This is a genomic window from Actinoplanes sp. NPDC051861 (assembly GCF_040681145.1).
Classification (GTDB): Bacteria; Actinomycetota; Actinomycetes; order Mycobacteriales; family Micromonosporaceae; genus Actinoplanes.
Map to the genome: position 1 here is coordinate 164583 of NZ_JBFAYE010000018.1, position 23130 is coordinate 187712.

The 23130-nt window shown below is 70.8% G+C and carries 22 protein-coding genes; 13 read left to right on the top strand and 9 right to left on the bottom strand.

Going from position 1 to position 23130, the window contains the following annotated elements:
* Positions 1-146: 146 nt before the first annotated feature.
* On the top strand, positions 147-1319 hold the full coding sequence (locus AB0M02_RS34740; protein ID WP_364234789.1) for a histidine kinase: 1173 nt from the start codon (positions 147-149) through the stop codon (positions 1317-1319).
* Positions 1294-1956, top strand: a complete 663-nt coding sequence (locus AB0M02_RS34745; RefSeq protein ID WP_364234792.1) for a response regulator transcription factor — start codon at positions 1294-1296, stop codon at positions 1954-1956. The genes AB0M02_RS34740 and AB0M02_RS34745 overlap by 26 nt, the downstream gene beginning before the upstream one ends.
* Before the next feature lie 77 nt (positions 1957-2033).
* Here AB0M02_RS34745 and AB0M02_RS34750 read toward each other — a convergent pair whose 3' ends face one another.
* Both AB0M02_RS34750 and AB0M02_RS34755 read right to left on the bottom strand, forming a co-directional pair.
* Positions 2034-2735, bottom strand: a complete 702-nt coding sequence (locus AB0M02_RS34750) for a DUF899 family protein (RefSeq protein ID WP_364234795.1) — start codon at positions 2733-2735, stop codon at positions 2034-2036.
* 96 nt (positions 2736-2831) lie between these two features.
* The gene (locus tag AB0M02_RS34755) at positions 2832-4019 is read right to left on the bottom strand and encodes an MFS transporter (RefSeq protein WP_364234797.1); all 1188 of its coding nucleotides are present in this window, start codon (positions 4017-4019) and stop codon (positions 2832-2834) included.
* A gap of 110 nt (positions 4020-4129) precedes the next feature.
* On the opposite strand from AB0M02_RS34755, the gene AB0M02_RS34760 reads away from it, so the two are divergent.
* Positions 4130-5023, top strand: coding sequence for a helix-turn-helix transcriptional regulator (locus tag AB0M02_RS34760; RefSeq protein WP_364234799.1), 894 nt, complete (start codon positions 4130-4132; stop codon positions 5021-5023).
* A gap of 78 nt (positions 5024-5101) precedes the next feature.
* Here the strand turns inward: AB0M02_RS34760 and AB0M02_RS34765 are convergent, their stop codons facing one another.
* Positions 5102-5848 carry an SDR family NAD(P)-dependent oxidoreductase gene (locus tag AB0M02_RS34765; RefSeq protein ID WP_364234801.1) on the bottom strand — a complete coding sequence of 249 codons (747 nt, stop codon included), beginning with the start codon at positions 5846-5848 and terminating at the stop codon, positions 5102-5104.
* 173 nt (positions 5849-6021) lie between these two features.
* On the opposite strand from AB0M02_RS34765, the gene AB0M02_RS34770 reads away from it, so the two are divergent.
* Positions 6022-6606, top strand: a complete 585-nt coding sequence (locus AB0M02_RS34770) for a hypothetical protein (RefSeq protein WP_364234803.1) — start codon at positions 6022-6024, stop codon at positions 6604-6606.
* Here the strand turns inward: AB0M02_RS34770 and AB0M02_RS34775 are convergent.
* The gene (locus tag AB0M02_RS34775) at positions 6603-7694 is read right to left on the bottom strand and encodes a Gfo/Idh/MocA family oxidoreductase (protein ID WP_364234806.1); all 1092 of its coding nucleotides are present in this window, start codon (positions 7692-7694) and stop codon (positions 6603-6605) included. The two genes, AB0M02_RS34770 and AB0M02_RS34775, sit on opposite strands and share 4 nt — an antisense overlap.
* Positions 7664-8374 carry a ThuA domain-containing protein gene (locus AB0M02_RS34780; RefSeq protein WP_364234808.1) on the bottom strand — a complete coding sequence of 237 codons (711 nt, stop codon included), beginning with the start codon at positions 8372-8374 and terminating at the stop codon, positions 7664-7666. Before AB0M02_RS34780 ends, AB0M02_RS34775 begins: the two co-directional genes overlap by 31 nt.
* A 77-nt stretch (positions 8375-8451) precedes the next feature.
* On the opposite strand from AB0M02_RS34780, the gene AB0M02_RS34785 reads away from it, so the two are divergent.
* From AB0M02_RS34785 to AB0M02_RS34795, 3 genes are read left to right on the top strand one after another with little or no spacing between them, the layout of a single operon-like run.
* A complete protein-coding gene (locus AB0M02_RS34785) occupies positions 8452-8796 on the top strand; it encodes a metalloregulator ArsR/SmtB family transcription factor (RefSeq protein WP_364234810.1) in 345 nt (114 codons plus the stop codon).
* Positions 8793-9227, top strand: coding sequence for an SRPBCC domain-containing protein (locus AB0M02_RS34790; RefSeq protein ID WP_364234812.1), 435 nt, complete (start codon positions 8793-8795; stop codon positions 9225-9227). The genes AB0M02_RS34785 and AB0M02_RS34790 overlap by 4 nt, the downstream gene beginning before the upstream one ends.
* A gap of 19 nt (positions 9228-9246) precedes the next feature.
* The gene (locus tag AB0M02_RS34795; protein WP_364234814.1) at positions 9247-9684 is read left to right on the top strand and encodes a nuclear transport factor 2 family protein; all 438 of its coding nucleotides are present in this window, start codon (positions 9247-9249) and stop codon (positions 9682-9684) included.
* On the opposite strand, the gene AB0M02_RS34800 is transcribed toward AB0M02_RS34795, so the two are convergent.
* Positions 9598-10551, bottom strand: coding sequence for an NAD(P)-dependent alcohol dehydrogenase (locus AB0M02_RS34800; RefSeq protein WP_364234816.1), 954 nt, complete (start codon positions 10549-10551; stop codon positions 9598-9600). The two genes, AB0M02_RS34795 and AB0M02_RS34800, sit on opposite strands and share 87 nt — an antisense overlap.
* 23 nt (positions 10552-10574) lie before the next feature.
* Positions 10575-12188: a long-chain fatty acid--CoA ligase gene (locus tag AB0M02_RS34805; RefSeq protein ID WP_364234818.1), complete on the bottom strand. Its 1614-nt coding sequence runs from the start codon at positions 12186-12188 to the stop codon at positions 10575-10577.
* 143 nt (positions 12189-12331) lie between these two features.
* Here AB0M02_RS34805 and AB0M02_RS34810 point away from each other — a divergent pair, with 143 nt between their 5' ends.
* The 3 genes from AB0M02_RS34810 (at position 12332) to AB0M02_RS34820 (ending at position 17137) form a co-directional block, all read left to right on the top strand.
* Entirely contained in the window at positions 12332-14038 is a 1707-nt protein-coding gene (locus tag AB0M02_RS34810; RefSeq protein WP_364234820.1) for a GAF domain-containing protein, read from the top strand.
* A 124-nt stretch (positions 14039-14162) separates the two neighbouring features.
* Positions 14163-15512 (top strand): MFS transporter, encoded by a 1350-nt coding sequence (locus tag AB0M02_RS34815; RefSeq protein WP_364234823.1) that lies wholly within the window; start codon positions 14163-14165, stop codon positions 15510-15512.
* Positions 15509-17137, top strand: a complete 1629-nt coding sequence (locus AB0M02_RS34820; protein WP_364234824.1) for a carboxylesterase family protein — start codon at positions 15509-15511, stop codon at positions 17135-17137. Before AB0M02_RS34815 ends, AB0M02_RS34820 begins: the two co-directional genes overlap by 4 nt.
* Before the next feature lie 22 nt (positions 17138-17159).
* Here AB0M02_RS34820 and AB0M02_RS34825 read toward each other — a convergent pair whose 3' ends face one another.
* Together AB0M02_RS34825 and AB0M02_RS34830 are read right to left on the bottom strand one after the other, a co-directional pair.
* On the bottom strand, positions 17160-18056 hold the full coding sequence (locus AB0M02_RS34825) for an SMP-30/gluconolactonase/LRE family protein (protein ID WP_364234827.1): 897 nt from the start codon (positions 18054-18056) through the stop codon (positions 17160-17162).
* Positions 18057-18090: 34 nt separating this feature from the next.
* Positions 18091-19077 carry an LLM class flavin-dependent oxidoreductase gene (locus AB0M02_RS34830; protein ID WP_364234828.1) on the bottom strand — a complete coding sequence of 329 codons (987 nt, stop codon included), beginning with the start codon at positions 19075-19077 and terminating at the stop codon, positions 18091-18093.
* Positions 19078-19185: 108 nt separating this feature from the next.
* Here AB0M02_RS34830 and AB0M02_RS34835 point away from each other — a divergent pair, with 108 nt between their 5' ends.
* The 3 genes from AB0M02_RS34835 to AB0M02_RS34845 all read left to right on the top strand — a co-directional run bounded on the left by AB0M02_RS34835 (position 19186) and on the right by AB0M02_RS34845 (position 23105).
* Positions 19186-19845 (top strand): TetR/AcrR family transcriptional regulator, encoded by a 660-nt coding sequence (locus AB0M02_RS34835; protein WP_364234829.1) that lies wholly within the window; start codon positions 19186-19188, stop codon positions 19843-19845.
* A 65-nt stretch (positions 19846-19910) separates the two neighbouring features.
* Entirely contained in the window at positions 19911-20330 is a 420-nt protein-coding gene (locus AB0M02_RS34840) for a GNAT family N-acetyltransferase (protein WP_364234831.1), read from the top strand.
* Positions 20331-20408: 78 nt separating this feature from the next.
* Positions 20409-23105, top strand: a complete 2697-nt coding sequence (locus AB0M02_RS34845) for a hypothetical protein (RefSeq protein WP_364234833.1) — start codon at positions 20409-20411, stop codon at positions 23103-23105.
* Positions 23106-23130 lie beyond the last annotated feature (25 nt).

The following is a 23130-nucleotide window of genomic DNA, read 5'->3' on the forward strand; positions in this document are numbered from 1 at the left end:
CCAGTCGTCGGTGTCGATGACGAGAGTCGTCGCGATGCGAGTCCGGGGCATCGGCCCGTGAGCCGCCGATCCGTCGGTCCCCGAGCCGAGCGGCGCACCGTTCTTTCGGCCGATGCGCGCCGGGGCGCGATCCCTAGGCTGGAAGCGTGCTGCGTGACGACCTGAGAGCCTTCTGGACCGAACTGCGGCCGCCCGGCGTCCCGGCCCGGGTCTGGCGGGACTGGGTCCTGGTCGGCGCCGGCCTCGGCGGTGTCGTGGTGGAGACCGCGGTGCGTACCGATGTCGTCTGGCGGCCGGTGGCGGTGGCCGTCGCGGCCTGGCTGTGCGTCGTGACCCTGTGGCGCCGGACCCACCCGCTGGCGGCGGCCGCGGGCGGCTTCGGCGCGATCATCGCGCTGCAGGTGGCCTCGCTGGTCCTCGCCGCGCCGGAGCCGGTCGGGCTCAACTCCAGCCTGGTCGTGCTCGCCCTGGTCTACGCCGTGCCGCGATGGGGATCAGGACGCGAGATCGTCCTGAGTGGTGTGCTGCTCCTCGCCATGTTCGTGCTGGGGGTGACCACCGACGACGTCCCGGTCGGCGATCAGATCGGCGGCTTCATCTTCCTGTGCATGCCCGCGGTGATCGGGGCATCCGTCCGGTTCTGGGCGGCCGCCCGCGAACGGGAGATGGAGCGGGCCCGTTCCGTCGAGCGCGAACGGATCGCCCGGGAGCTGCACGACACGGTCGCCCACCACGTCTCCGCCATGGTGATCCGCGCCCAGGCCGGCCGGGTCGCGGCCGCCGCGAACCCGGCCGCCGCGGTCGAGGCCCTCGACGGGGTGGAGGAGGAGGGCGCCCGCACGCTGGAGGAGATGCGTGCCATGGTCGCCGCGCTGCGCCACAGCGGGAGCGCCACCGAGCTCGCCCCGCAGGCGGGTGTCGGCGACCTGCGGCGCCTGCTCGGCCGCTCGGCGAGCCACCTGCGTGTCGACCTGGATCTCGGCGGCGAGCTGGCCGCCCTGTCGCCGGCGGTGGACGCCGCCGTCTACCGCATCGTGCAGGAGTCGGTGACCAACGCGATGCGGCACGCGGTCGACGCCACCGAGGTCGTGGTCCGCGTCGTCGGAGAACCGCGGCAGGTCCGGGTGACCGTCACGGACGACGGCGCCCGCGCCGGCCGGGGACGCGCCGGATACGGTCTGACCGGGTTGCGCGAGCGGGCCGCCCTCCTCGGCGGGCAGTTGGAGGCCGGTCCGCGCGCCGACCGCGGCTGGCAGGTGGAGGCCGAACTACCGAGAGGAGTGACGGAACGCCGTGCCCATTCGCGTACTCGTCGCTGACGACCAGGCCGTCATCCGCACCGGCCTGCGGGTCATGCTGGACGCCCAGCCCGACGTGGCCGTCGTCGGTGAGGCGTCCGACGGGCGCGAGGCGGTTCGCCTGGCCCGGGACCTGCGCCCTGACGTCTGCCTCTTCGACATCCGCATGCCCGAGCTGGACGGGCTGGAGGCCACCCGGCTGCTGGCCGGACCCGGCGTACCCGATCCGATGGTCGTCGTCGTGATCACCACGTTCGACCTCGACGAGTACGTCTACGGTGCGCTGCGCGCCGGGGCCCGCGGTTTCCTGCTCAAGGACGCCGGACCGGACCTACTGGTCCAGGCCGTGCGATCGGCCGCCGCCGGCGACGCGCTGATCGCCCCGAGCGTCACCGTCCGCCTGCTGCAGACCTTCGCGGACGTCCCGGCCGGCCGGCCCGCCGCCCAGCCGATCAGCCCGATCACCGCCCGCGAGGACGAGGTGCTCATCGCCGTGGCCCGCGGGCTGACCAACACCGAGATCGCCGACACCCTCTACATCAGCCTCAGCACCGTGAAGACGCACCTGGCGAGCCTGATGGCCAAGCTCGGTGCCCGCAACCGGGTCGAGATCGCGATGTGGGCGTACGAGACCCGCCGGATCATCCCGGCCTCCTGACCAGCCACACAGATCCGTCAGCCTGTCCGCCGGGTGGCGGCTCACCGGAGCCGCCACCCGGCCGGATCGACAGTGCCTCACGGCGAGACGGCGCCCGGCGATCCATCGCGGGGACCGTACAGGCGGGCGACATCGGGCGAGTCGAGCCAGCCACTGTACGCCGGTGACTGCGGCCATCCCTCCGGCGAGTCCTGCCAGTCCTCCTGCCGGCCATAGGGCAGCACGTCGACGAGGGGGAAGGTGTAGGTGAGCAGTTCGACGCCGCGTCCCGTGGTGTGCCACGTGCGGTAGACGGTGTCACCGTCGCGCAGGAAGACGTTCATCGCGAACCCGCCGCCGGGCGGTGCGTCCACGTCGGCGCCGAACGGGCTGTCGGCCGTCGAATACCAGGTCATCGTGTTGCCGACGCGTTCCGCGTACGCTAAAGCCTCTTCGATTTTCCCCTGAGTCACGATGACGAAGCGCGCATCGTAGTTGTCCAGGAATCCCAGCCGGGTGAACGACGACGTGAGGCTGGTGCAGCCGCCGCACTGCCACTCGGCGCCCGGCTGCCACATGTGGTTGTAAACGATCAGCTGCGACCTGCCGTCGAAGATGTCGACGAGCCGGACCGGTCCCTCGGCCCCGACCAGCGTGTAGTCGGGCATACGCACCATGGGCAGCCGGCGCCGCTGCGCGGCGATCGCGTCGAGCTCCCTGGTCGCCAACTTCTCCCGGGCCCGCAACTCGTCCAGTTCCTTGCGCCAGGCCGCCTGATCGACAACGGGTGGCAATGCCATGATCAGCTCCTCTTCCGCTCGATGATCCCCCTATCGTTACCCGAATCGAGGACTGCTCACCGACCTGAGGAGTCCACGCCCGCAGCTTTCCGGTCCTCAAGCCTTGCGTGGGAAGGCGGACTTCGTGCCGCCGATGACGAGAACCGCCGCGACCAGCAGGAGCACCAGTGCGGACCAGGTGATCGACGGGGTGCCGAGACCCGCCACGAGGAGCCCGCCGGCAAGTCCGCCGATCGCGATGGACGCGGAGAAAACCGTGACGGTGATCGCCTGGGCGACCTCGGACGCGTCCGCGGCAGCCTCGATCACCGCGCCGATGAACAGGCTGGGTGAGCTTCCGAAGGCGAGACCCCAGGCCGCGGCGGCGACGTAGATCAGCGCGGGCATGTCGCTGAGCAGGGCCAGTACCAGCACAGCGGCGGCGAAGACCGCGGTGCTGCCCACCGTGAGTTCGCGGAGGTGCCGGTCGATGTGCGCGCCGACCACCTGGACGCTGAGCACCGAGGCGACACCGAAAGCGAGCAGCACCCAGCCGGTACGGCTGCTCAAGCTCACGTGGTCCAGGAAGTCGGCGATGTAGGTGTAGAGGATGTTGTGCGCGACCATGTAGGCGGCGAGCGCCGCCAGGATCGTGCGCAGCCCGGGGATGCGGAGGACCTGCGAGATCCGATGCCGCCGGTCCGGCGGCAGGCCGGGCAGGTCCGGCAGCGTGAACCGGATCCACAGCATCGTCAGCACGGTGAGTGCGGTGGCGGCATGGAACGCGGTCTGCCAGCCGCCGAAGTCCCCGATCCAGGTTCCGAGCGGGATGCCGACGGCCAGGGACACGGGGGTTCCGGCGAGCGCGATGGCGATCGCGCGTCCCTGGCGCCCCTCGGGCGAGATGCGGGCGGCACAGCCTCCGAGCAACGGCCACACCAGCCCCGTGGCCAGGCCGGCGACGAACCGGATCACCAGGGTCAGGGTGAAGTCGCTGGAGAGCGCGGTGAGAACGTTCGTGACCGCGACGACGCCCAGCGCGAGCAGGAGCACCCGCTTGCGCGGCCAGTTCCTGGTCAGCCGGATCAGCGGGATCGCCGCCAGCGCGGTCGCGGCGGCATAGAGCGTCACGAGCTGGCCGGTGAGCGCGACGCTCGTGTCCAGGGTGCGAGCCATCTCCGGCAGCAGGCCGGCCGGGAGGCACTCGGTGAGGATGCCCGCGAACCCGGCGAGGAAGAGGCCGAGGAGCGCCTTGCCGGGCAGGCGTGCCTTATTGCGTACGGAAGGAAGCGCGGTAGCTGTCACCGGGCCCAGATTGCGCCGTCTGCCGGTCGTCGGCCAGCCTCGGCTTTGCCTACGTCCGGCAGTGTTATGACCGGTGTCACCTGCGGGAACTCTGACGCATACTGTGCCGTGTGGCCGCCGATCTCGACCCTCGCACGGAACTGAGCGACTTCCTGCGCACCCGGCGCGCCCGGCTGAAGCCCGCCGACTTGGGACTGGCCGAGTTCGGCCGGCGCCGGCGGGTTCCCGGGCTGAAACGCGAGGAACTGGCCGGGCTCGCCGGGGTGTCGGTGGCGTACTACACACGTCTCGAGCAGGGCAACGGCCGCAACGTCTCGGCCGAGGTGCTCGACGCGGTCGCGAGGGCGCTCCAGCTCTCCGGCGTGGAACACGCCCACCTGCTGCACCTGGCCCGGGCGGGTCACGGCAGGCGATCACCCACGGCCGAGCGCCAGCGGGTACGTCCCGAACTGCTGACGATGTTGCGAGCGATCGGCGGCACGCCGGCGTACATCTGGGGGCGCCGCAGCGACGTGCTCGCCTGGAACCCTCCCGCTGGTGCGCTCTTCGGCGACTGGGAATCACGTGCCGAGCCGGACCGCAACTGGGCCCGCATCACCTTCCTGGATCCCCGGTCACGCCACCTCTTCCCGGACTGGGAAACCAAAGCGGCCGATGTGGTGGGCCACCTACGGTGGTACGCCGGCCGAAACCAGGACGACCCGGCGCTCACGGCTCTGCTCGAGGAACTCACCGCCCGCAGCGACGACTTCCGCCGGATGTGGTCAGCACACGACGTCAAGCGCAAGACTCACGGCCCCATGCGCATCAGCCACGCGCTGACCGGCGACGTGACCCTCCACTACGAGACCTTCTCGCTCCCCGACGACGACAACCAGTCGCTGACCATCTACCACGCCGCCCCCGGCTCGCCGTCAGAGAAGGCCCTGCGCCTCCTGACCGCCGGTCCCGAGCCGACCGATGCGCCTCCCCACCCAGTCACCGAACTCCGGCGGTTCCAGTAGCCGCGGCCGTCAGGGCGCGGCCGCCGGCAGCGTGAGGCAGAAGGTTGGCACCGCCGTTTGCGAATGTGCTGGGAACCGTCAGCGGAAGACCAGTCCGGCGCCGACTTCGAGGACCTGACCGGTCAGCGCGGCCGAGCCGTCCGAGGCCAGCAGGCGTACGGTCGCCACCAGGTCCTCCGGGACCAGCGCGCGGGGGATCGCCTGCCGTGCCACCACCGGCGTGTGGAGGTCGGCGGTGTCGCGGCCGGTCGTTGCCGCGAGTTCGTCCTCGCCCTCGGTGCGGACCGCGCCGGGGGAGAGGGCGTTGACGGTGACGCCGCCGGGGCCGAGGGCGCGGGCCAGCGACCGGGTCAGCCCGATCAGCGCCGCTTTGCTCGACACGTAGGCGGGACCGGACGGGCCGCCCAGGACGACCGTCGGTGACACCACGTTGATGATGCGGCCCCAGCCGCGCTCCGCCATGGCGGAGCCGAGTGTCTGGGCGAGCAGCATGGGCGCGGTGACGTTGACGGCGAAGGTGGCCTGCCACTCGTCGACGGTCATCGCCTCGATCGCCACGTTCGAGGCCCGGGCCGCATTGTTGATCAGCACGTCGACGTCGCCCGCACGCCGGGCGAGATCGGCGACGGCGGCGGGTTCGGCGAGGTCGGCGTCGAGGATTTCGGTCTCGGCGCCGAGGTCACGGCATCGTTCTGCGACCGTGCCGGCCTGCTCGGCCGCGCCGACATGGTGCAGCAGCAGGGTGGTGCCGGGGCGGGCGAGCCCGAGGGCGAGAGCCGCGCCGATCCCACGGCGGGCGCCGGTGACGAGGATGCGGTGGTTCATCTGCTCATCGTCACATCGGACCCATCGGCAGCGACGGCCGTCCGGGGCGATACTGGCCGAAGAGCCGTCAATCGATGGAGGGCGTCGTGTGGGGCATAGATCTTCGTACGCCGGACCTGGTGCCGATACTGTCGCGCGGCAAGCACCGGCATCCGCGCCGAGGTGCGTGTTTCATGGAGTTCGCGTCATACCTCGCCGGGGAGCCGTGGACCGACCACCCCGCCTGCACACATCCGTTGCTGGCACACCTCGCCCGCATGGTCAACGACTACACCTCGGACGAGGGCCGGCGCCGGCTGATCGAACTGGTGCCCTCGGTGGTCGGTTTGACCAGCGATGACGTACGCGCCGACCTGAGGATCGCGTTGCGCGCCGCGGCCACCGCCCTCCCGGTCGCAGCCGAGGAACGGCAGCGCGCGATGGCAGTGACCGTTCTGACCGCCCGTCGCCTGCTCGGCGACCTCGGCGGCCCGGCGCCCGATCAGCTCGATGCCATCGGCGCGCGGGCTCTGGCGCAGGTGCCGCTCGCCACCCGCTGGGCCGAGCGATACACAGCCGAGATCCCGGTGTCGCTGCGGGCGTTCCGCGACCGCGGCGCCCGAGCCGCCGTGCACTACTCGGTCGAAGGCATCGCCCGATCCTGCTCGGGCGCCCCCGACACCCTCCTCCACGACCTGCTGGCCGCCACGATCGACGACTTCCGCCGCGACTGCGGCCTGCGCCCGGCTGCACCGCGCCTCCTGAAACCAGCTCGCTAGGACCGCCACTTCGCGGCCGGGGTCAGCGGCACGGGGCCGGGCCGCTCGGCCGTCGTGGTCAGCTCGATCCGGCGGCCCTCGCCGGCCGAGCGCAGCAGCGACGTCATGGCGTCGAGAACGTGCATGGCCAGGGTGCCGCTCGCCCGCGGCGACGGGGAGGTGAGCATGTCGATCAGCCCGATGCCCCGGCCGGCGTCCGCATATCCCGCCGACGGCGGCACGGTCCGCCACTCGGGCGCCCCCAGCTCGAAGAGGCGGACCTCACCGGCGAACAGGTTCGGGTCGGGCACCGCGAGGCTGCCGGTCTCGCCGTGCACCTCGATCGGGGCGGCCGTGGTGCGTACCGCGTCGAAGCTCGTGGTGATCGTGGACAGGGCGCCGTTCACGTGGTGCAGGACCCCGGTCACGTGGGTGTCCACCGAGACCGGGATCTGCTCACCCGTGCGCGGGCCCGAGCCGATCGCCCGCGTGGTGCGCAGCCGGGAGGCGGCACCGGTCACCGCGGCGATCGGGCCGAGCAGATGGACGAGGGCGGTCACGTAGTAGGGACCCATGTCGAGCAGCGGCCCGCCGCCGGGCACGTAGTAGAAATCGGGATGGTGGTGCCAGCGTTCGTGGCCCGGGGTGGCCATCACCGCCACGGCGGACAGCGGCCGGCCGATCAGCCCGGCGTCGACGCTCGCGCGGGCGGTCTGCACACCGGTACCGAGCACCGTGTCCGGAGCACAGCCGACCGCCACGCCCACCTCGGCGGCCCGCCGCAGGACCGCACGCGCCGAGGACATGTCTCCGGCGAGCGGCTTTTCCCCGTACACATTCTTGGTGTTCTTGATGGCACCCAGCGCGACCGAAGCGTGTGCCGCGGGAATCGTCAGATTGAGGATCGTGCCGATGGAGTCGTCGCGCAGCAGATCGTCGACCGCGAGGGCGCGGCAGCCGGCGATGCCGGCGGCGACCGACGCGGCGCGCCCGGCGTCCAGGTCGGCCACCGCGGCGATGGCCAGCGCCGGGTGGTCACGCAGGGTGTCCAGGTACTGGCCGGAGATCCATCCGGCGCCTACGACGCCGACGCGGTGCGGCTCGCCCACAGCATGCCCCTTTCGATCACAGTACGGACGGAGCGGTTCTCCAGCACGTCGAGGCTGTGCCCGGGGGTGGTGACGACGATCCGTCCCGCACCCCACCGCCTGGTCCAGACGGCGGGCGAGGCGATCGGACGGTGCCATGGATGCCACGGCTGTACGGGGTGGGTGGTGGTGGCGAGGACGTCGATGAGGTCGTCGTGCAGCACCCAGTACTGCTCGGTGGTGAGCGTGAAGTCGTCGAGGCCCGCGGTGATCGGGTGTTCCCGCCCGAGCGGGGTGAAGTCGACCGTGTGGGTGAGGAAGTTGTCGGTCTCGTCACCGGTGCGGCGGGCCGGCTCCTTGCCGGGGTGGGTGGCGAACTGGCCGCCGATCAGCTGCAGATAGTCCGAGGAGGCGCGGAAGGAGTCGGCGATGCCGCCGTGCCAGCCGGTGAAACCGCAGCCGTCCGCGACGGCGGCGCGGAGCCCGGCGAGCTCCTCCTGCTCGATCGAGGACATGGTCACGCACTGCACGATGAGATCGGTTTCGGCCATGGTCGGGGCGTCGGCGTAGACGGCCGTGGAGTCGGTGATCCGGACCTCGAAGTTGTTCTGAGTCAGGAAGGGCAGGAAGAGGCCGGTGGCTTCGACCGGCCGATGACCTTCCCAGCCGCCGCGGACGACTAGAGCTTTGGGCATCTCCAACGCCTATCAGATCGACGGGGTGGCCATTAAACAAACATGTGCTTGTGAAAACGAGTGTTTGCGATAAGGTCGACGTCATGTCCGCCAACCCCGCGTCTCCCGGCGTGGACCTCGACGCCGCCTTCGCCGCCCTCGGCGACCCGGTTCGCCGTGCTCTGGTGACTCGGCTCGCTCGAGGTGACGCGACCGTCGGCGAACTCGCTGAACCGTTCGACCTGACCCAGCAGGCGATCTCACACCACATCGGCGTGCTCCGGCGGTGCGGCCTGGTGCAGCAACGACGGGACGGCACCCGGCGGCCCTGCCGGCTGGCAACCGCCCAGCTCGCCCGGCTCAGCACGTGGATCGACGAGCAGCGCCGGATCTGGGACGACCGGCTCGACGTTCTGGAGCAGCATCTGAGCGATGAGGCGGCGCGATGACGCGGGCGGAGCTCACCGGCGACGAACTGATCGCCCGGCGCCGTCTCGCCGCCGAACCCGGACGCGTCTGGACCGCGTTCACGACACCGGCGAGCATCGCGGCGTTCTGGGGCGGGGCACACGCCCGGGTGCCGGTCGAGTCCGTGACCGTCGATCTGCGGCCGGGAGGCGAGTTCGCCCTCGACACCTGGGCGCCCACCGGCGCCAGCCGGCGACTGCGCTTTGTGTACGTGAGCATCGCCGCTCCCCGTGAACTCGTGTTCGACGAGCCGGTCACCGGTATTCGTACGACCGTGACCATCACGCCCGCCGCCGAGGGCACGGATCTGACTGTCCACCAGCGCCGGCTCCCTCCCGAACTGCGGACGGGGCAGGCAGCCGACGGGCTCGGCTCGATCCTCGACGCCCTCGCCGCGCACCTGCGGCACTGACACCGGAACGGAGAACATCATGGCGGCAACGACGCAGCGCGAACTGGTCGAGGAGTACTTCGCCGGGTTCCGCGACAGCGATCACCCGCGGATCCTGGCGACCCTCACCGACGACGTGGAATGGATCATTCACGGTCACCGGAGCACCCACGGTAAAGCCGAGTTCGACGGCGAGATCGAGAATCCGGCGTTCACCGGCAGCCCCGAACTCGAGGTGCAGCGAGTCCTCGAGGACGGCCCGGTCGTCGTCACGACCGGCGAGGGCCGCGGCGTCAGCGTCGAGCACGGGCCCTTCCGCTTCGTCTTCAACGACCTGTTCACCTTCCGCGAGGGGCTCATCGCCCGCGTCGACTCGTATGTCGTACCGCTGTCAGTTGACGGTCACGACGACTTTTCCGAGGGCGCGTCCCTCTCCGACGTGGGCCAGCGCCTCGGGCACCTCATCGAGGGTGAATGACCGGTCGATGTGGATGGCGAGGTCGCCGGTGGCGCAGAGGCCGGCCACCGGTTCGAAATGGGCCGGCCCCTCCTTGACGGCGAGCACGCCCAGGCGGCGGCGGGTGAGCCGGCCGGCCGCGGCACCGATCGTCAGGACGCGCAGCAGCGCCGGGACCGATCCGCCGACACACCGGTAACGGCCGCCGGGGGCCAGCGCCCGGCGGTAGGCGAACACCGACCGGTGCGCGACAAGGTCGAGGATCAGATCGTACGGGCCGCTGCGGGTGAAGTCCTGGCCGCGGTAGTCGATCACCCGGTCCGCGCCGGCCGATCGCATGAAGTCGAGCTTGCCGGCGTTGTCGACGCCGGTCACCTCGGCACCGAGCCGCTTGGCGAGCTGAATGGCGAATGCGCCCGATCCGCCGCCGGCACCGTTGATCAGGACCCGTTTCCCGGCCGCGGCGCCGTCGGTCCCCTGCCACGCGATGACGCCCGCCTGCGGGATCGTCGAGACCTCGGCGAAGGTGAGGGCGGCGGGCTTGTGGGTCAGAACCGACTCGGGAGCGACCGCGTACTCGGCGAAGCCGCCCTTGAGCATGAGGTTGTCGCCATACACCTCGTCACCGGGCCGGAACCGGGTGACGGCCGGGCCGACCGCGTCGACCCAGCCGGCGATGTCCGAGCCGAGTGTCCGGCGCGCCGGTGAACGCAGCCCACCGACACGTGAATACAGCGGTGAGCCCCGCAGGGTCTCCCAGTCGCTCAGGTTGACCGAGGTCGCCGCGATCTTGACGAGCACCTGCCGGGCAGCGGGAGACGGCTTGGGAACGTTCTCGATTCGCAGCACATCCGGGGGCCCGTACCGGTCGTACACAACCGCTCTCATCCACGTCCTCCCCATCTTGTCCTTCATGCCGTGCGCAGCGACTCCCGCAGGGTCTGCTTGGACAGCTTGCCCGTCCCGGTCAATGGAAGGGTGTCGAGCATGATGAAATCGTCCGGCATCCACCAGGAGGCGATCCGGCGGGACAGGTGCTCACGCAGCTCATCGACCGCCGTGTCCGAGCCGGCGCGCAGGACGACGAACGCGACCGGGCGCTCCACCCAGGTGGGATGGTCCCGGGCCACGACGGCGACCTGTTCGACGTCCGGGTGGGTGGCGATGGCCGCCTCCAGCTCGACCGAGGAGATCCACTCGCCGCCTGACTTGATCAGGTCCTTGATCCGGTCGACGAGCCGCAGGTAGCCGTGCTCGTCGATGCTGGCCAGGTCGCCGGTGCGCAGCCAGCCGTCAGCGGTGAAGCTGTCGGTTCCCGCGCCTCCGAAGTAGCCGGACGCCACCCACGGTCCGGCGACCTGCAGTTCACCGACCGACTGCCCGTCGTGGGGCCGGGGCTCGCCGGTGTCGACGTCGATGATGCGTACGCTCACCAGCGGTGCGGGCTGGCCCTGCGCCGACGCGACAAGCTCGCGCGCGCCGGGGTTGAGGTCGTCGTGCTGACTGCGCAGACCGCCGATCGCGCCCACGGGGCTGACCTCCGTCATTCCCCACGAGTGGGTGATGGGAACTCCGACGGCGGCCTCGTAGGCCGCCGACAGTTGCGGGGTGACCACCGACCCTCCGCCGAGCAGGAGGCGCAGCGAGGAGCAGTCCCGGTCTCCCAGCGCGGGCAGCAGGCCGGTCCAGACGGTGGGAACGGCGGCCGCCACGGTGACGCGGTGCGCCTGGATCAGGCCGGCCAGGTGCGCGGGGCCGGCCGAGGGGCCGGGCAGCACGAGATCCGCTCCTGCCATGAGCGCGCCGTAGGGCAGCCCCCAGGCGTTCGCGTGGAACATGGGTACGACCGGCAGGACCACATCGCGTTCACTGATGCCGATCAGCCCTGCCGCCATGGTGCCCAGGCAGTGCAGGACCGTCGACCGGTGGCTGTACAGCACGCCCCTGGGGCGCGCGGTCGTTCCGGAGGTGTAGCACAGCCCTGCCGCCAGGTTCTCCTCCGCGCCGCTGAAGGCGGCCTCGAACGAGCCCTCGAAGGGCGGGGCCGCGGCAACCAGATCGTCGTAGTGGTGAAAGCGCGCGCCGCCGGGCAGCGCGTGGTCGGTGCCGTCGGGAAACACCACCCAGTGCCGTACGCCGGGCAACCGGTCCAGGCACGCCTCGATCAGCGGCAGGTGCCGCCGGTCGAGGAAGACCACGTCGTCACCGGCGTGCTCGATGATGTAGGCGAGGTGCTCGGCCGGCAGCCGGATGTTGAGCGTGTGCAGGACGCGTTTGCTGATCGGGGCCGCGGCGTACACCTCCAGGTGCCGCCGGTGGCTGGCCGCCAGGGTGGCGACCCTGGCTCCCGGCGCGACATGCAGTGCGGTGAGCGCGGAGGTCAGGCGGCGTACCCGGCGCGCCCAGGCGCGGTAGGGGGTCCGGGTCCCGTCGGCGTCGACGACGTGTTTGTGCCCGAACAACGTCTCGGCCCGCTCGAACAGGTGCGCGATCGTCAACGGTCGCGGCTGCATGAGCCCGTCCATGTCCAGCTCTCCTCCCCACCGGTCGGCCAACCGTAAGAGCGCGGATCGGCGCACAGGGAGGTACGCTTCGTCCCCATCCGCGGTGTCGCTGGTGGATGAATCATCCACCGTCGTGCCGACAGCCTCGACGAAACGATGCGATCATGAGTGAACGGCCCGGCCGGGAGCGGGAGCTGGCCTCGCTGTACGCCACGGCGAGGTCCCTGACCGCGCTGGGCGACGTCGAGGACGTGCTGGAATCGATCGTCCGGCACGCCCACGACCTGATCGGTACGGACTTCACCTACCTGTCGCTGCTCGGCGACGACGGCACGCTGAGCATCACGGCCAGCGAGGGCACCATCTCGGCAGCCTTCCGGTCGGCTCGCATCCCGCCGCACACCGGGCTGGGCGGCAAGGTGGTCGACACACGGTCCGCTCAGTGGGTCGAGCACTACTTCGAGGGCGGGCACCTGCGGCACGACCCCGGCTTCGACTCGGTGGTCGACAGCGAAGGGCTGGTTGCGCTGCTCGGCGTACCCCTGCTGGTGCGAGACCGGGTGATCGGTGCCCTGTTCGCCGCCCACCGCAGCCGGCGCGGGTTCCGCACCGACGAGATCGCCCTGCTCAGCGCGTTCGCCGACCACGCCGCGATCGCCCTGGACAACGCGCGGCTGTACGAGGAGAGCCGCAGCGCGCTGGCGGTGATGCAGCGGGCCCAGGCGGTGCACGAGGCGCTGACCGGCGCTGTCCTGGCGGGCGGCGGCCCGCTCGTGGTGGCCGGCGAACTCGCCGGGCAGCTGGGTGGCCAGGTCGAGATTCTGGACCGCGACGGCGTCCTGCTGGCTCGCGGCGGCGCCGAGGAGCCCGCGAGCAGCGAGCCGGGCCGCGACGAGGTGATCGCCGGCGTCATCGAGCAGGCCCGCCGTGCCGGGCGTGCGGTCACCGCGCCGGGACCGGACGGCCGGTGCCACAGCGCGGCGACGGTTCGGGCCGGGGACAGCCTGCTGGGCACGGTGGTGTGGAGCCACAGCGAGCAACCGTCGGCCGTGGACGCGCGCAGCCTGGAACTGGCGACCCATGTCGTCGGGTTGCTGATCCTCAAGGACAACGCGGTGGCCGACGCGGCCGAACGGCTCAGCGGCGAGTTGCTCACCGAACTCATCGTCGCCGGTCCTCAGGTGAGCGCGACGCAGCGTACGCGCGCCCGCTCCCGCGGGGTCGACCTCGACGCTCTGAACGTGGTGGTCATCGCGAGTGCCGACGGCGTCACCGCCGCCGGCCTGGTGCGCCACCTGCACCCCATCGCCCGGCAGGATTCGGGCCTCGCCGGCGAGCACCTCGGCCAAGCGGTGCTGATCGCCGCGGCCGGGCCGGCCGAACCGTTCGCCCGGACCGTCCACCAGCGGCTGCGTGCCGCGTCAGGCGGGCCCGTCACGGTCGTCTGCGAACGTGTCACCGGGCATGACTGGGCGCGGGCGGTCTCGCGCGCCGCCGGGTGCACGGCCGTGGTCCGGCATCTGGGAGCGCGGGATCTGGGCACCACCACTGACCGGTTCGCGCTGTACGCGCTGGCCTTCGACGCCGACCGCCGCGACGAGCTCGACCGTTTCCTCGCCGACGCGATCGGCCCGCTGCTGGACTACGACACCAAGCGATCGACCGAGCTGGTGGCCACCCTGGACGCCTACTTCGGCAATGACGGCAACCTGCGCCGAACCGCCCGGGCCCTGCGGGTCCATCTCAACACCCTGCTCAAACGGCTCGACCGGGCCGCCGACGTCCTGGGCCACGACTGGCGGGCCGCTGACGACCTTCCGCTGCGGCTGGCCGTCCGGTTGGAATGCCTGCGGCGGGCCGTGCTGCGGTAGTTCTTCTTTCCACCCAGCGCTGACAACTGTGGATGGATTTCACCTCTGACGCGGCTGGGCCGCTCCCTACAGTGATGGCGACCACACATGGGGATGCGGAGAACCGCTTGACAGAGGAGACCGCGTGAGGAACAGCAACCTTCGGGCCTCGCCCGCCGACCCTGACCAGCTCCACGCCGGCGCCAGCCGCAAGGCGGCGCTGCACCTGCTGCCGATCCTGTGCCTGGTGTACTTCATGGCCTTCGTCGACCGCACCAACGTCGGCCTCGCCAAGACCGCCCTCGGCGCCGACGTGGGGATCAGCGCCGCCGCCTTCGGCGCCGGCGCCGGCATCTTCTTCCTGAGCTACGCGCTGCTCGAGGTGCCCAGCAACCTGATCATGTACCGGGTCGGGCCGCGCCGCTGGATCACCCGCATCGCGCTCACCTGGGGCACGATCTGCGCCTGCATGATGTTCGTGCAGGGCGAGACGTCCTTCTACATCCTGCGGTTCCTCCTGGGCGCGGCCGAGGCCGGTCTGTACCCCGCCCTGATGTACGTCGTCACCCTCTGGTTCTCCCAGAAGCAGCGGGTGAGCGTGGTCGGGATCCTGTACCTGGCCGTGTGCGCCGGCCTCGGGCTCGGAGCCCCGCTGGGCGGGGCCATCATGGAACTGCACGGCGCCGGCGGGATGTACGGCTGGCAGTGGATGTTCCTCGTCGAGGGCCTGCTCACCCTCGTGGTCGCGGGCGTCTTCTGGTTCCTGGTGCCCGACCGGCCTTCGGACGCGAAATGGCTGTCGGCGCAGGAGGCCGCGGTGCTCGACGAGCGGGCCGCGGCGGCCGGCGTGCCGGCGCACACCACCCTGAAGGGCAACCTCATGGTGGCGTTCGGGCGGCCCTTCATCCTCGCGCTCGCGGTGATCTACTTCGCCAACCAGATCAACAGTGTGGCGATCCAGTACAACTTCCCCTCGATCGTGCAGAGCCTCGGCGTCCAGGGCTCGTTCAACATCGGCGTGGTCAGCGGCAGCATCGGCATCGGTGCTCTCATCGGCGTGCTGGTGATTCCCTGGCTGCACCGCCGGGCCACCGGCGAGCTCACCGTGCTCACCGGCGTCACCGTGGCCACCGCCGTCGTGGCCGCGATCTACACCGTCACCGACGGTGCCGTCGCCCGCATCCTGCTGATCGACGTGGCGATGCTGCTGCTCATCGGGGTCCTGCCGTTGTACTGGTCGGTGGCCATGGCACGGATGTCCGGGCTCATGGCAGCCGCGGGACTGGCGTTCATCAACACCGTCGGCCTGCTCGGCGGCTTCACCGGTCCCTACCTGTACGGCTACGCCGAGGGCCTGGGCAGCGAGGCGGGCGGGCATGCCGTACTCCTGGGCGCTGCCGGGCTCGGCGTGCTGCTGCTTCCGCTGCTGGCGCTCGCGATCCGCGCCGAGGCCCGCAAGATCACCGCCACCCCCCTGCTGGAGGACGCACGATGATGATCAGACGTGTCCTCGCCGGATTCGCCGGCCTGACCCTCGCGGCCGTGTCGATCGCCCCGGCAGAGGCCGCGAGCCACGACAGCGCCGTGCTGCGGCACACCGACCTCGGCACGATCAAGGGCAACGACCAGAGCCGGTCGACCGGAACCTACACGTGGCTGGGCATCCCCTACGCGGAACCACCCGTCGGCCCGCTGCGCTGGCACGCACCGCTCACCCACCGGCCCTGGAGCGGCGTGCGCCACACCACCGCCTACGGCAACGGCTGCATCCAGCAGGGCCGGCTTTTCAGCCCGGCACCCAGCGGCCCCCACTACGGGCTCGACATCCGCGACGGACTGGGCCGGCCCGTCGGCGCCGAGGACTGCCTCACCCTCAACGTCTACCGCCCCGCCACCAGCCAGAAGAAGCTCCCGGTCATCGTGTTCGTCCACGGCGGCAGCAACGTGGTCGGCTACTCCGCCGACCCGATGTACGACGGCAACGCCCTCGCACGCACCGCCAACGCCGTGGTCGTCACCGTCAACTACCGGCTCGGTTCCTTCGGATGGCTCGACCTGCCCCAGCTCAAGACCGGCGACCCGGCCAACGACTCGGGCAACTTCGCGACACTGGACCAGATCGAGGCCCTGCGCTTCGTGCACCGCAACATCGCGGCCTTCGGCGGTGACGCCGCGAACGTGACCGCCATGGGCGAGTCGGCCGGTGCCGTCAACGTCTGGGCGCTGCTGGTGTCGCCGCTGGCCAAGGGCCTGATCGACAAGGTGGTCCCGCTCAGCGGCGGCCTGCTGTTCGCCACGCCGGAACGGGCCCGTACCTATGCCGATGCTCTGGTGACCGCGGCCGTCGGAAACTCCGGGAACCGCGACGAGGACGTGCGCCGCCTGCGGCAGCTGCCCGCCGCCGACGTCATCCGCGCCCAGATCGCCCGCGGCGCCGTCGTCGGCGACCCGCCGGCGGTGATCGCCGACGGCACGGTCCTGCCGGTCGACTACCACGCCGCCATCACGACGGGAGCATTCGCCCGCATTCCCGTCCTGGCCGGCAACACGCTCGAGGAAGGCAAGCTTTTCGGAGCCCTCCTCGGCGCCTACCGGCCTAGCGACTACGAACGCTTCACCCGCCAATACTTCTTCAAACCCGACAAACCTTCACCGTACGCGGTGAGCGACTTCATCAATGACGCGTACCTTCCCGTCGACGCCCCCGGAGGGTGGAACGCGGCGTCGAAACAGCTGGGCGATGCGATCTTCGCCGGTATCGTCCGCGACTCGATGAACACCATGCGGGCCGCCGGGAACAAGAACCTGTACTACTACGAATTCGGCTGGAACCAGCAGCCGGCGCCGTTCGACGTCGTCTACGGCGCCAGCCACGCCATCGACCTGCCGTTCGTCTTCGGCACCTTCGACCAGGGCGTGTTCGCGTTCGCGTTCAGCCGTCGCAACGCCCCCGGCCGGCTGCAGTTGTCCGGGCTGATGATGGACAGCATCGCCGCGTTCGTGCGCACCGGACGGCCGCACCGGAACGTCCTCGGCACACGGTGGGAACAGTGGCCGCGCAGCCTCGTCCTCGACGCCGGGGACCGGGCCGCGACCGCCGCACCGGGATCGGCCGCCTGATGTTTTTCGGCCGGCCGGTCCCTCAGGGCCGGCCGGCGTGCGGCAGGCTCACCTCGACCGCCAGGAGGCGGCCTTCGCGGGCGTTCTTCCGGGCTTCCTCGTGGAAGTCCGGCGCGGAACACAGGAACAGCGTCCGTCCCTCCTCGCCGCCCAGCATGCAGGCGAACACTCCGCCGCCGGGTGCGACCGTCCGCTCGATCTTGCCGCCCTCGAAGACCCGGATGGCTCGTCCGCCCGTGGCGTCCGCGATCCAGAGCGCACCTTCGGCATCCAGGCCACAGCCGTCCGGGGCGACGACCACCTGGCCGAGCAGCGGCTCGAGGTCGCGCTCGGTGGGTACGGGACCGAACTCGGCCCAGGTACGCCGGTTCTCGAGCGTCCCGTCCTCAGTGATGTCGAAGGCGGTTACCCGGTTGCCGAAGGTCTCGCAGACCAGCAACATGTCGCCGTCGGTGATGACGCTCCCGTTCGGGAAGAGCATCTCCTCGGCGGCGACACTGACCGTTCCGTCCGGGTCGACGCGGAGCAGCCGGGCCGGCGCGAGCGGCGCCCCGCCCATGAGGTCGAACCCGAACTCGCCGACGAACGCACGTCCACGGGAGTCCACGACCATGTCGTTGGGGTATCCACCCACATGGCCGGACAGGTCGGCGTGCACGCTGAGGCTGCCGTCTTCCTCGCGCCGCAGGATCCGTGCGTCTCGCATCGAGACGACGAGCAGCCTTCCGTCCGGCAACCAGCCGAGCCCGGAGGGTTGCTGGGGAACCTCGACCTCCCTGCGCAGGTCGCTGCCGTCGGCCGCGGCCGAGTACACGGCGTAGGTGTAGAAGTCGGAGAACCAGATCCGGCCGTCGTGCCACCGCGGGCACTCCAGGTAGCACAGGCCCTCGATCACCGTTCTCGGTTCCGTCGCGCTCATGGTCACTCCGTGTGTGGTCCGTGGATGGATGGATTCAGCGCGCGACCTCAAGGAAGCGCTCGAGCTCCCGCTCCGTGTCAGGACCGCACGGCTGGAAGACGATCTCAGTGATGCCCCGCGAGCTGATCCTGTCGAGCTTGTCCCGCATCTGCGCGCGGGTCCCGGTGAGTGTGACGTCGCGCAGCGTGATGTTGCCGCCGGCGTTCCAGGCGGCCTGGTCGGCCTCGTTGAGGCCGACGCAGTGCTGGGCGTGGACGGCGAGGTGACGCTCGGCGGCCGGTGCCCGCTCCACCACCTCCATCCACTGCTCACCACCGGGAAGCGCGCGGACGGCGTCAGGCCCGCCGAACTCCAGGGCGCCGTGCAGGGACAGCGCCCATCCCGGGCCGCCGGCAGCACGAGCGTGCTCGGAGCCGTCGCTCTCGTCGTCGTCGAGGACGGTGCCCCAGGCCAGGTAGGCCGACCACGGGTAGTCGCCGGCGAAATCCGGCAGCAGCAAGGTGGTGAACAGCCCGTCGCCGAGCTCGCCGGCCACCTTGTTGCCCTTCGGGCCGAGTGCGCCGACGATGACCGGAACCTGCACCGGCCGGCGCGGGGCGTGCCCGTCGGGGTGCAGCATCCGCATGCTGGCTCCCTCCCACTCGACCACCTCACCGCGCAGAAGGCCCTGGTAGGCACGGATGTAGGAGTCCATGAACGACCAGGAGACCGCCCCGTAGCCCATCGCTCGCCGCCCGGTGAACCCGGTGCCGAACGCCACCGCGACCCGGCCCGGAGCAAGGGCGCACAGCGTCGCCGTGGCGGCGGCGTTGACCATCGGGTGCCGCAGGCTGGGGACCAGGACACCCGGGCCGAGACCGATGCGCTCGGTCCGGACGGCGGCCAGGGCCAACGTCATCCACACGTCCGGGCTCTGCTGCGGGGTGTCATAGACCCACGCCCGGTCGTAGCCGAGGGTCTCCGCCACCGCGATCATCTCGGGCGAGTCCAGGGCCGTCGGAAACGCACACGACACCTTCACGTCAGTCCTCCCATCTGCTGAATGGGCTTACTAAGCGCATAGTCACAGGGCGCGCTAGAGTGTGTCAACCGTCACACCCCGCCCTCTGCGCAGGAAGGCGTCACCACCTTGGCCAAACCACGGCAGGCGCGGCTGACCGCCGCCGAGGTCGGCGTGCTCCAGGAACTGGACGACGAGTCGCCCAGCCTGTGGCCCGCCGATCTCAACGAGGTCGCTCGTAAGCTGCTGACCTCCGCGGTGCGCTGCTTCGCCTCGAACGGTTTCCACGGCACGACGACTCGCGACATCCCCGGCATGGTGGGACTCAGCCCGGCCGCCCTCTACGTCTACTTCCCGTCCAAGGAGCAGGTGCTCTTCGAGATCATCCGAACAGGGCACGAGAAAGCGCTCGACCACATCCGAGACCCGGAGATCCAGCACCTCGGCGACGCAGCCGAGCGGCTGCGCGTGATCGTCTCGCGCTACACCGAGTGGCATGCGCGTCACCACGTGATCGCCCGGGTCTGCCAGTACGACCTGGCAGCCCTGAGCGTCGAGCACTACAACGACATTCTCGAACTACGGCATCAGACGAACGCCGTGTTCCGCGGTGCCGTCCAGCAAGGCGTCGACGACGGCACCTTCGCGGCTGTCAACGTCAACTCGGTCGCGCGCGCCATGCTGTCGCTCGGCATCGACCTGGTCCGCTGGTACCGACGAGACGGTCCGGAGACACCCGAACAACTCGGCAGGTCCAACGCGGAGCTCGCCTTGAAAATGGTGGCCTAGAACGAGGATGAGGGCGTGGTGGCGTGAAGAACCATTTTCGTTCATTTTTTGGGTACGTTCGCCGGATGCCGATCCTGTCGACCTTCGCGCATTCCGATCTGCCGAGCGCCTTCTCCTGGCAGGCGATCGCGTACGCCGCCCTGATCAGGGTGACCGTCTTTCACGCCGGCACGGACTACGCGATCGACGGTGTGGGCAACGTGTTGACCGCGACGCCGTACCGCGGTCAGGGATACGGCCGGCAGGTCGTCGAGCGGGTCAACGACCGGTTGGACACCAGCGACGCGGACGCCGCCGCACTGTTCTGCGCACCCGATCTCGAGCCGTTCTACGCGGCGGCGGGCTGGTCGCCGTGCCCCGGCGGCACCCGAGTGGACAGCCACCTGTACTCCGAGCTTCGCATGATGCGCATGCTGTCGCCCCGCGCCAGGGCGGCGGCGAAGAGCCTGCTGACGACCACGATGGACGTAGGCTGGGCCTGGTAGCAAACCGCTGCTACCGGACACGGCGAATGAGACCCAGACCATAGGTCGCCGCTGTGAGTCTTCTGTAGACAGTGCTCTATGCGAAGAGCGATCACATCCGCTGTCATTGGCCTCTTCCTCCTTTCGAGCGCCCCCGCCTCCGCGGCCGTCGCCGCTCCGGCGTCACCGCGGCCCGCACCCGCATCGAGCCCGCACCTGCCCGCCGGCTGGCAGCTCCGGGGCAACGAACTGATCTGGCAGGCACCGGCACAGGAGGGCGCCGGTCCCGCCGCCGTCGAGTTCTATTCCGGTGACCGGCTGCTGGGCCGGCCGGACGCCGACCGGGACCTGCGGACGTTCCGCCTGCGGCTCACCGACCCGGCGGACCTGGCGGCGCTCGCTGACGAGAGCCGCCTGGACGATCTCCAAGCACGCGCGGGCGGACGCCGCCTCGACGCCGAGGAGCCCCGGCAGCAGGTCGCCGACCCGGTGACTCCGATCCTGCCGGCCAACCCCGTCGACCCGGGCGTCCGGGGACCGTACGCGACGATCACCGGCGAGTATCGCCTGGACGACGTCACGCTGCCCGACCTCAGAACCAAGGTCGAGATGCAGGCCGTGGTGGTAGCACCCACCGGCGCGAGCGTTCAGCGGCCGCTCGCCCTGTTCCTGCACGGCCGGTACTACACCTGCGCGGTCGCCCAGAAAGGCGTCCAGCAGTGGCCGTGCCCGGAGGGCACCGAGCCGATCCCGAGCTACCGCGGGTTCCGGCAGAGCCAGGAGTTGCTGGCCTCGCAGGGCTACGTTACCGTCTCGATCTCGGCCAACGGGATCAGTGCCCAGGACGTCCGGCTCCTCGACTCCGGCACCCGGGCCCGGTCGGCGCTGATCCGCCGGCACCTGACACAGTGGGCCACCTGGATGTCCGACATCCGTACCGCCCCGGCGATCGTCCGGCAGTCCTCGCGGGCCGACCTCAGCAAGGTGCTTCTGGTAGGACACTCCCGCGGCGGCGAGGGCGTCAACCGCGCCGCGATCGACAGTCTCGCCCCCCGGCCCGGCGACCCGACACCGACGCGGTGGCAGGTCCACGGCATGCTGCTGATCGCACCGACCGCGTACGGGCAGAACCCGGCACCGGACGTGCCGTCCGCGGTGATCCTCCCGGGCTGCGACTACGACGTCTACCGGCTCGAGGGCCAGACGTACGTGGACGGCACCCGCGGCGTCAGCAACGGCAGGGCCCTTCACGGCTCCCTGTACGTGATCGGCGCCAACCACAACTTCTGGAACTCGATCTGGGAGGCCAAGCCGATCGGCGACGACTGGCCGAGCCGGCCGGACAGCCCCGACCCGGTGTGTGAGAAGACCGCCCCCTCGCGGTTGACCGCCGCCCAGCAGCAGCAGGTCGGCGCCACGTACGCGGCCGCAGCCGCCCGGCTGTTCATCCAGGGCGACGACCGCGTGCGGCCGTTGCTCGACGGCTCCGGCCGGCGGGCGCCCTCCGCAGACCCGGCGCGTGTATACAACCAGGCGATCGGCGGCGCCCGTACGCCGCTGATCGAACCGGGCACCACGCTGGGACTGACCGGCGCGACCCTGTGCAAGCAGGTGGACACCTCGGCGCAGGCGTGCCTGGACGCGGGCGTGTCGCCGCACTTCGCCCCGCTCGACGTGGTGCCGGACGAGCCGGGCCGTTACGCCGTGAAGATGGCGTGGGACGCACCGGGAACCCCGGTGAAGTTCCGCCCGGCGCAGGCGGCGACGGTCTCCGGTCACACCGAACTGGCGTTGCGCATGTTCGTGCCGCCGGGCGCCGGCCGGGTCGGTTTCGGCGTCGCGGTGACCGGCGCCGACGGACGCCGGACGGTGCTGGACGACGTCGTGGTCGAGAGCATGCCGGCTACCACCGACAACAGTCCGTTCTGGAGCCCGGAGGTCCGGGTCGCGCTCCGCGGTCTGGGCACGGTCGCGACCCTGGAGCTCATTCCGCGTACGGCATCGGGCCAGGCCTGGCTGATCGACGCCTGGGGCTGGCGGCCGGAGACGCTGACCGCGCAACCGTCGGCCCTGCCGCGCGTGGACATCGGCCGGATCACTGAACCCGAGGGCGACGGCCCCGGGCGCACCCTGGTGGTGCCGGTGACGTTCACCGGCACGGGCAGCGGCCGGGTGCGCCTGTTCACGTACGACCCGGAGAGCGACGTGGTGGTGCCGACCGAGGTGGTCGTCAACGCACAGACCACGACCGTCAGGATCCCGGTCTGGGTCACCCCGGACACCCGGTACGACGTCGACCGGCAATATCCGATCGTGGCGAAGGCGGTCACCGGCGTGCTGGTCGGCGACCACGTCGGCGGCGTCGTCCTGGAGAACGACGACCCGCTGCCGGCGTTCACGGTGACCCCGGCGGAGCAGACGGTGCCCGAGGCCGGCGGCATCACGTACCAGGTGAGCCTGCCCGCCCCGCTGGAGGACGACGTCTTCGTCGGCCTGGAGCCGATCAGGCCGGCCACCGGTCCGGAGCTGACCACCACCGACGTCGACCCGGACTGGTTCCTCACCAACGCCTACGGCGAGGAGGTGCTGCCGGACCGGCCGTTGTCCGACACCGGCGCCTACGAATGGACCTGGCTGGAACCGGGCACGGTCACCGCGACGATCACCGTCCCGACGGTCACCGACGGCGTGACCGAACCGGCCGAGCACTTCCGCGCCCGGCTCCTCATGATCGAACCGGACCAGCGCAGCACCGTCCCTGTCGGCCCCGTGGTCACCGCAACCGTGACCGACTGAGCACCGCGGGCCCCCGGCCAGGCGT

Excerpts from the sequence above, each read along its gene's own strand:
- AB0M02_RS34750 (WP_364234795.1), bottom strand. The coding sequence starts at position 2,735 with ATGGCATTGCCACCCGTTGTCGATCAGGCGGCCTGGCGCAAGGAACTG.
- AB0M02_RS34765 (WP_364234801.1), bottom strand. The coding sequence starts at position 5,848 with ATGAACCACCGCATCCTCGTCACCGGCGCCCGCCGTGGGATCGGCGCG.
- AB0M02_RS34770 (WP_364234803.1), top strand. The coding sequence starts at position 6,022 with ATGGAGTTCGCGTCATACCTCGCCGGGGAGCCGTGGACCGACCACCCC.
- AB0M02_RS34785 (WP_364234810.1), top strand. The coding sequence starts at position 8,452 with ATGTCCGCCAACCCCGCGTCTCCCGGCGTGGACCTCGACGCCGCCTTC.
- AB0M02_RS34790 (WP_364234812.1), top strand. The coding sequence starts at position 8,793 with ATGACGCGGGCGGAGCTCACCGGCGACGAACTGATCGCCCGGCGCCGT.
- AB0M02_RS34795 (WP_364234814.1), top strand. The coding sequence starts at position 9,247 with ATGGCGGCAACGACGCAGCGCGAACTGGTCGAGGAGTACTTCGCCGGG.
- AB0M02_RS34800 (WP_364234816.1), bottom strand. The coding sequence starts at position 10,551 with ATGAGAGCGGTTGTGTACGACCGGTACGGGCCCCCGGATGTGCTGCGA.
- AB0M02_RS34805 (WP_364234818.1), bottom strand. The coding sequence starts at position 12,188 with ATGGACGGGCTCATGCAGCCGCGACCGTTGACGATCGCGCACCTGTTC.
- AB0M02_RS34810 (WP_364234820.1), top strand. The coding sequence starts at position 12,332 with ATGAGTGAACGGCCCGGCCGGGAGCGGGAGCTGGCCTCGCTGTACGCC.
- AB0M02_RS34820 (WP_364234824.1), top strand. The coding sequence starts at position 15,509 with ATGATGATCAGACGTGTCCTCGCCGGATTCGCCGGCCTGACCCTCGCG.
- AB0M02_RS34825 (WP_364234827.1), bottom strand. The coding sequence starts at position 18,056 with ATGAGCGCGACGGAACCGAGAACGGTGATCGAGGGCCTGTGCTACCTG.
- AB0M02_RS34840 (WP_364234831.1), top strand. The coding sequence starts at position 19,911 with ATGCCGATCCTGTCGACCTTCGCGCATTCCGATCTGCCGAGCGCCTTC.
- AB0M02_RS34845 (WP_364234833.1), top strand. The coding sequence starts at position 20,409 with ATGCGAAGAGCGATCACATCCGCTGTCATTGGCCTCTTCCTCCTTTCG.